The sequence below is a fragment of the Luteolibacter sp. genome, from assembly GCF_058122085.1.
Genome location: NZ_JBIKBQ010000171.1, coordinates 1 through 5,199 on the forward strand (window position 1 = coordinate 1; position 5,199 = coordinate 5,199).

The window sequence follows — 5,199 nt, forward strand, 5'->3', positions numbered from 1 at the left end:
CCAAGCCACCAAGCCACCAAGCCACCAAGCCACCAAGCCACCAAGCCACCAAGCCACCAAGCCACCAAGCCACCAAGCCACCAAGCCACCAAGCCACCAAGCCACCAAGCCACCAAGCCACCAAGCCACCAAGCCGCCAAGCCACCAAGCCGCCATTGCCGACGGCGACACAGCCGGTGCCCGTTGCGCCCTGAAGTGCCCCGAGTTGCGCACCCTGCGCCACGCCCTGCGCACACGACACCCGCAACCCCAAAGCCATCCGCCATCCCTTCAGCGCCATGCTCACCCTCATCGTTTACGGCCTCATTTGCGGAGCCCACGACGTCAAAGCCATCTGGCAAAAATGCGCGCCCCTCGATCAAAACCAGCGCCGCGCCATCGGCCTGACCAAGCGCAACAAGAAAACCGGTCTTCTAACCATGCCCGGCTACGGCGCTCTCAACGACCTGGTCAACCGCATCGACCCCGTCGAGCTCGCCCGCGCGCCCCCGGCAACTTACCTGCATCACCTCGGAACTCCTCATGCACGGACGCTGCAAAACCGCCCGAAACCGCCTCTAAAAATATCATTTCCCTGCGGAACCGGCACTTTACGCACCCAAATTTATCAGATTGGCCGTTTCCAGGATTCCCGCCCCTGGTGCCACCTAAGTCCCTGAAAACGGGCTATTTCGGAGTAAATCGGGGAAATTTGAGATAAATCAATTCCTCTGCGGGTCTCCGCTGTGCTCCTTAACAGTGGTCGGGCGATCTATTTCCTGTCCAAAGGGGTCGGCGAGCTGTCGAAATACCTGCCATTCACCAGCAAGAATCTTGATCTGGTGGGCACTTGGGATCTTCTGGAACGTCTGCATGGAAGACTCAAAGGGCAGCTATCACGGTCTGAATCACGCAGCCCAGTTTTGGGGCGTTTGTTGGTTCCCTCTCCATCCGGGGATGAGCTGATTATTGAGGTTCTTCATACCGTGAAGGGTCTCAATTTCAAAGAACTGGGACGCACGATCGATTTGCAGGCGGACGATGTTTTTGGGCGGGTCTTGATGCCCCATTTGGTGTTGAAGGCGAAAATCGAAAACGCGGTCACCATCGATCAGACGGGTAGAAATGACATCAAGCATGTGAACATGATGATTCTTGGCGTGCGTGCATTCATCGCTGAGATCTCGGCTCAAGTGGCTGAGGGGGACTTCAGTGAGAGGACCTTGGTGAATTTTCTCGGGGAGATATGGGAGATCGTGACAAGTTCCCAAGCCAGAAGCGCGACAGGCATGTGGAACTTTGATTTCACCAAGGTCTGGCCTGTGGATGAATTGGCATCCACCGGAAACGCGAAAATCTCGCGCTGGCTCCAGCATCGATTCCCTTCGGACGTTTCGTAAACTCTGAGTTGACGCGGCGGGCATGGGCAGGACATCCCCATGCAGGCCACCGTTTACGCCAATCTCACCACTCGCAGGCTGACCACGACGCTTGGCGGCAGCGCGATTTCGTTCCCGGCCTTCGTCCAGGGCGACAAGGTGCGCATCGGCCTGCGTTTCGCTGAATCGCTCGAAGGTTCGCCCATCGAGGTGCAGAAGATTGTGACGCACATCCGCGCCTCCATCGGATTTGTGGATGTCCGCCCGACGACTGGCTTCTTTGTGCTGCGAGTGGACGGTCAAAACACCGCGTCGATCCCACACGACGCCACGGCGGGCGCTGTGCAAACCGCTCTTGCCGCCATCGGATTGGATGACGCGGTGGTTAGCAAACAGGACGGCTCGTGGATCATTTCCACCGGCGCGGAGGACATTGAAATCAGTGGTTCATCTGCCGAAGGATTGCTGGCCGAATTGCGCCCCGTTTCTTTCGTGCGCGTTCGCTCGACGCAGGTGGCCGGACAATACCGCCACGAGGTCCGGCTCGTGCAGCCGCCGCGCGAGCACCAGCGCGGTGACGAAAGAGAGCCCGCCGCCACGCCGACGCACTTAAATATTGCTCGGGCCGCCTCGCTGGTATAGTGCTCAATTTGAAATTCCCCCCAATGCCGACATCTTGACTTGTTTCCCAGCATGGCTGCGGATCCTTGCAAGCCCCCCCTCCCCCCCTCGTATGATCACCGAACTCACGCCACCAATCACGGACGAATCTCATGCGAACCCATGGCTGGATGAAATCCCAACCCGGGACGATGTCTCATGAAAGCCAGGTCTCCGAAGCCCCTAGCCAAGTCGCGCATCCTGGTAGCGGATGAGCAGCCGTTGCTGCGCGCAGGCGTCGCGCACTTCATCAACCGGAAGGATGATCTCGTCGTCTGCGGCGAGGCCGACAGCATCGCCTCCGCCCGGACCGAGGCGGCGCGACTCGTCCCGGATTTGCTGCTGCTCGATCTCCGGCTGGGCTCGGGCGACACCATCGATTTGATCAAGGATTTCAAAATCCAGCACCCGTCGATGGCGATTCTCGTTTTCTCCCAGTTTGACGAAACGCTCTTCGCCGAGAAGGCGCTGCGGGCAGGTGCCATGGGCTACGTGCTGAAGCAGGAAGCTACGGAAGAAGTGCTGACCGCCGTCCGCACCGTCCTCAATGGCGCCATGTATGTGAGCCGCCAGATCGCGGTGCTCATCCTGCAGAAATCGCTTGGAAATCCTCTCCAGTCCGCGGCCGCCAACGAAGTGACCGTGGAAAAACTTTCCGACCGCGAGCTGCATGTTTTCCAACGGCTCGGCGCGAGAGTTGGCACCCGCCAGATCGCCGTGGAGCTGAAGCTGAGCATCAAGACCATCGAGACGCACCGCGAGAACATCAAACACAAGCTCGGACTGGGGAATGGCAGTGAGCTAGTCGAGTGCGCCACCGACTGGGTGAAAAGCAACTTCCTGCCGAACTCGAACGGCGGCGCCGGTTCTGACAGACGGACCCTGTAAAGCCGCGCCTAACCCCTAGGGGGCCGACGCCGCCCTTGGGGGAATCGGGGCCATTCACTAGGAGGTGATAGGGCTGAGAATCAGTGCGCCGCCCCGATTTACAGGGCGCGGAGTCGTGGTAATTTTCGACCATTGCGCCAAATCGACCGCTGTCCTGGTGGGCTGCCGGAGATGAAGCGCTAACTCCCCCAAAAAAATATGAAAATCATAACTGAAATGCCGGCCGTTTCTAACATTAAAAAGCACTCCTTGGCAAAAACCGTCAAAGGCTCGCGGCTGCCGAAGATCATGGCTTTCGGCGCACTGATGGCACTTCCGGATGTGGCTTCTTCAGCGACGCTCACATTCAACCTCGATATTCTATTCAGCGCGGGTTCGATCACCCCCTCCAACCCCCCGCCATGGCTGACGGTGACGGTGACGGACACAGTTTCAAAGCAGGTCAGCTTAACATTCAGCGCTGAAAACCTCACCGTCGGCGAATATCTCGACGACTGGTATCTGAACCTCGATCTTGCAGCTGATCAAATCCTGACCGGTAATTTCAAATTCAACGAGACCGGCCGCTCCGGTTCGTTTGTGGCGCCCACCATCAAAATCGGGTCCAATGCATTCGTCGCAGGACCTGACGGTCGCTACGACCTGCGCTTTGACTTTGCCAATGGCGGAGGCGCGCGCGCTCGCTTTGGATCTGGTGAGAGTTTGACCTACACGGTCACAGGCCCCGCGGGCTTCAACGCCCAGCTGTTTGATACACTCAGCGCCCCCGGCAGCGGACCATACGGGCCATACGCCACTGCGGCTCACGTGAACGGGATTTCCAATCCCACTCCCACGAATCCGTGCCAAACCGGCAGCGCATGGGTTGCGGCAACCACAGCTCCCGAGCCGTCCGCCGGGCTGCTTGGCATGATGGGGGCTGCCGCTTGCAGCATCTTCGCCCGCAGGCGCCGCGACTTGATGGCATAGCAAATGCCCTCGATCCCTCGCAGAAATCCATCATCAACCGGTCCCGCCGCATCGCCCCGTTCCCAGGGTGGCGCGGCGGGGCTTTGGCGCTGACCGCCGGCCTTCTCATCCCGCCGCATAAACAGGAACCAGATAGTTTTCCACAAAATCCAGTCCCGGAAGACCGGCTTGTCCGCGCTCAACTGAGTGGTGGCCGCGTCGTCTGGCGGCTCGCAGCGGAGCTCCATGGATTCCTGACGCGGGAAGTTCCTCGCCGGGTCGAGAAACCGGGTTCCGCTCCAGATTTCCTCGTGGATCACGACGACCGCGCGCTTTCAACAGCGCCGGGCCACCGTTCATGAACGCGATCCCGTTGAAGACGGAGAAAAACAGTGTCAGGAAAGCCGCCACGCCATGCCCCGATGTTACTTTTCAGATCTGCGACACTGCCCAAAGGACGATGATCCACCGGCTCAAGAAGAGAGCCCGTAGCCGGCGATGATCGAAACAAAATTGTCGATGTCGCCGCGTCAGACGTCGCCGCAGTGGTCCTTCTCTAGCTGGATGAGATCGGCGAGGTTGTGGGCCCTGACGCTGTTGCGCTTGGCCCACCGCTCGACAGCCATCTATCGTTTCTCGGAGCGCTTCTTCAACGCGGCGATCTCGTTCTCGAGGTTGAGGAAATTCTCATAACGCGTCGGATCGAGCGTGCCGGCTTCCACCGCGGCGCGGATCCCGCACTTGGCGTCCTTGCGGTGGCTGCAATCGGAGAACTTGCACTCGGCGGTCAGCGCCTCCACGTCGGCGAAACTGTCGCGCAGCGTCGCCTCGTCGGTCCACATCTGGATCTCGCGCATGCCGGGGTTGTCGATGAGCATGCCGCCATTGCGCAGCGGGACGAGCTCGCGGGAAGTCGTGGTGTGGCGGCCCTTGCCGGTGATCTCGTTGACCTCGCTCGTCCACTGCCAGTCCTCGCTGTAGAGCTGGTTGACCAAGGTGGATTTGCCGACGCCGCTGGATTGGGCATGCTCCTGGCCGCCACGAAACAGTAGCTCCCGGAAGTCATTCCGGCGCGGCGAAATTCGCGGCTCACCGTCGACGGATGCTTGCCGATGGCGGCGGCGATTTCTTTTTTGGACGCGCCGTTGCGCTTCATGGCTCCAAGGATGTAGCGTTGCTCTTGGGTCAGGCAGCTGTAGTGGCTCATACCATTTGGCAGAATATCCTAGGCGAAAATACCTTTCCCTGTATTAATTTCGCATGGCAAGAAAACGAGGCAGGCTAGACTTCAATAACGAGGCACCAGGGATCGGCAAAAGGCACCGTGCTGAGAAGACGGGATGGA

7 protein-coding genes and 1 pseudogene are annotated in these 5,199 nt (G+C 59.4%); 5 read left to right on the plus strand and 3 right to left on the minus strand.

From position 1 onward, the window contains the following. The coding region (locus AC4DF4_RS17785) for a hypothetical protein (protein WP_490049447.1) at positions 1-280 on the minus strand (280 nt) is incomplete at its 3' end. On the opposite strand from AC4DF4_RS17785, the gene AC4DF4_RS17790 reads away from it, so the two are divergent. From AC4DF4_RS17790 to AC4DF4_RS17810, 5 genes are all read left to right on the plus strand, one after another. Further along, a complete protein-coding gene (locus AC4DF4_RS17790; protein ID WP_490049448.1) occupies positions 279-659 on the plus strand; it encodes a hypothetical protein in 381 nt (126 codons plus the stop codon). The genes AC4DF4_RS17785 and AC4DF4_RS17790 overlap by 2 nt on opposite strands. A gap of 66 nt (positions 660-725) precedes the next feature. Further along, the gene (locus AC4DF4_RS17795) at positions 726-1,379 is read left to right on the plus strand and encodes a hypothetical protein (protein WP_490049449.1); all 654 of its coding nucleotides are present in this window, start codon (positions 726-728) and stop codon (positions 1,377-1,379) included. A 39-nt stretch (positions 1,380-1,418) separates the two neighbouring features. Beyond that, positions 1,419-2,000, plus strand: coding sequence for a hypothetical protein (locus AC4DF4_RS17800; RefSeq protein WP_490049450.1), 582 nt, complete (start codon positions 1,419-1,421; stop codon positions 1,998-2,000). A gap of 177 nt (positions 2,001-2,177) precedes the next feature. Then, positions 2,178-2,906, plus strand: coding sequence for a response regulator (locus AC4DF4_RS17805; RefSeq protein WP_490049451.1), 729 nt, complete (start codon positions 2,178-2,180; stop codon positions 2,904-2,906). A gap of 198 nt (positions 2,907-3,104) precedes the next feature. After that, complete coding sequence (locus AC4DF4_RS17810) at positions 3,105-3,875, plus strand: hypothetical protein (protein WP_490049452.1); 771 nt, start codon at positions 3,105-3,107, stop codon at positions 3,873-3,875. Between the two features lie 605 nt (positions 3,876-4,480). Here AC4DF4_RS17810 and rsgA read toward each other — a convergent pair. Beyond that, positions 4,481-4,936 carry a ribosome small subunit-dependent GTPase A gene (gene rsgA / locus AC4DF4_RS17815; protein ID WP_490049453.1) on the minus strand — a complete coding sequence of 152 codons (456 nt, stop codon included), beginning with the start codon at positions 4,934-4,936 and terminating at the stop codon, positions 4,481-4,483. Between the two features lie 2 nt (positions 4,937-4,938). Continuing rightward, positions 4,939-5,061: pseudogene (locus AC4DF4_RS17820) on the minus strand (helix-turn-helix domain-containing protein); the annotation flags it as partial. Between the last annotated feature and the right edge of the window lie 138 nt (positions 5,062-5,199).

Bases quoted from the DNA above. Each gene is read 5' to 3' on its own strand.
- AC4DF4_RS17790 (WP_490049448.1), top strand. From the start codon at position 279: ATGCTCACCCTCATCGTTTACGGCCTCATTTGCGGAGCCCACGACGTC.
- AC4DF4_RS17805 (WP_490049451.1), top strand. From the start codon at position 2,178: ATGAAAGCCAGGTCTCCGAAGCCCCTAGCCAAGTCGCGCATCCTGGTA.
- AC4DF4_RS17800 (WP_490049450.1), top strand. From the start codon at position 1,419: ATGCAGGCCACCGTTTACGCCAATCTCACCACTCGCAGGCTGACCACG.
- AC4DF4_RS17810 (WP_490049452.1), top strand. From the start codon at position 3,105: ATGAAAATCATAACTGAAATGCCGGCCGTTTCTAACATTAAAAAGCAC.